The sequence below is a fragment of the Aequoribacter sp. genome (assembly GCF_965659035.1).
Classification (GTDB): domain Bacteria; phylum Pseudomonadota; class Gammaproteobacteria; order Pseudomonadales; family Halieaceae; genus Aequoribacter.
This window is the reverse complement of sequence record NZ_CBFHWH010000061.1, coordinates 10,877-12,242: the sequence shown is the minus strand read 5'-3', so window position 1 is coordinate 12,242 and position 1,366 is coordinate 10,877. Positions and strand designations below refer to the sequence as shown.

Below are 1,366 nucleotides of genomic sequence, written 5' to 3'. Positions count from 1 at the left end.
AACGCGAAGTCCCGTCGCGTGAAACAGGCTGCAGCCGCTTGGCTCAGTTTTCCATTCTTAATAGATTCAGTGGTACCCAGTTCGACAGTGCTCAGCGGTTGATTCCCAGTACACAGGGGGAGGGACGCGTGCGCGAGCAAAGTAAATGACGAGGCGGGCGCGGATTAGTGTTCATCAAACTTCTCTGAAGCCAAAATCTGCCTGACGCCTCGGATGGTGAGAATTTCGATGTGTTCGTCTTTGATGCGATAGATTATGCGGTAGTTGCCGAATAGCATCTCGCGATAGCGCGCATTGTTGAGTTCCGGCACAACGCGTCCCATATAGGGTGTTGATGCCAGTAAGCCTACATAGTCAAAAAGTTCATGTATCCAGACTTCCGCGGCCGCTGGTTTGTCTACCGCAATATAGGCAGCGCATTCGCTCGCTCTATCAAGGGCAACTGGCGACCACTGTATTTTCACGTTCTGAGACGCTCCAATAGTTTTGATTTTGCGGTCTCGAAATCGATACCCCCGCCCGCGCTTAATTGGCTCTCCGCGAGATAGATGTCTTCTAGAATTTCGAGTCTCTCGCGCATTGACTCGTATTCAGAGACGTCGAGTAATACCGCGACACCTTTGCCGCGCTGAGTGATAAGCAATGGGCGATGCGTTTCATTCACTTGGCGAATGAAGTTTGATGTTCCCGCTCGAAATTCCGACAGTGGCTTAATGTCTTGCTCTAGATTTATGCGTCGCATGTCCAATTCCTTGTACAAAAAGTTGTACTGATCAGTGTACATCATGGTTTCAGGGTTACCATACGATCGTTTTAAAAATATTGAAGAAGAGACCGATTAAGCCTAATGCAAAACTAGCATCAGTAACCGAGCGTTAGCCATCATTGGAGGTCAAAAAGCATTTTTGCGGATGACTCTTGGCATGCAGCCAGCGCACGGACTCGTGATTTGTTTTGCGAACACTCAGTGCGCTGCTTTGACGCGCCGCGCGAAACAGGCTGCAGCCGCTTGGCTGAGTTGAAGGTGCTATAAAGATTTCGTGGTGCTGGACTTACGAGAATGAATGGGGCGCCGCATTGACGGCGCCCAATCGAGGTGTATTACTTGCGCTTCATCGACATAAAGAATTCGTCGTTGGTTTTGGTATCTTTGAGTTTGTCCAACAAGAATTCGATCGCGGGCAGATCTTCCATGCCGTGCAGAAGCTTGCGCAAAATCCACATGCGCTGCAGTTCTTCTTCGCCCGTAAGCAGCTCCTCGCGGCGTGTGCCAGAACGACGGATGTTGATAGCGGGGTACACGCGTTTTTCGGCAACCTTACGGTCAAGGTGCAATTCCATGTTACCCGTGCCTTTAAACTCCTCG

Annotated in this window: 2 protein-coding genes and 1 pseudogene; all 3 read right to left on the bottom strand. The window is 50.1% G+C overall.

Features of this window, described 5'->3' with window-relative positions; genetic code table 11:
• Positions 1-164: 164 nt before the first annotated feature.
• The gene (locus tag ACTF5Z_RS08995) at positions 165-464 is read right to left on the bottom strand and encodes a type II toxin-antitoxin system RelE/ParE family toxin (RefSeq protein ID WP_438985342.1); all 300 of its coding nucleotides are present in this window, start codon (positions 462-464) and stop codon (positions 165-167) included.
• A complete protein-coding gene (locus ACTF5Z_RS08990; RefSeq protein ID WP_438985341.1) occupies positions 461-742 on the bottom strand; it encodes a type II toxin-antitoxin system Phd/YefM family antitoxin in 282 nt (93 codons plus the stop codon). The genes ACTF5Z_RS08995 and ACTF5Z_RS08990 overlap by 4 nt, the downstream gene beginning before the upstream one ends.
• A 359-nt stretch (positions 743-1,101) precedes the next feature.
• Positions 1,102-1,366, bottom strand: a pseudogene (gene rho, locus ACTF5Z_RS08985) (transcription termination factor Rho); the annotation flags it as partial.

What these genes read in the sequence shown, in the direction of transcription:
- ACTF5Z_RS08990 (WP_438985341.1), bottom strand. Translation starts at nt 742, where the DNA reads ATGCGACGCATAAATCTAGAGCAAGACATTAAGCCACTGTCGGAATTT.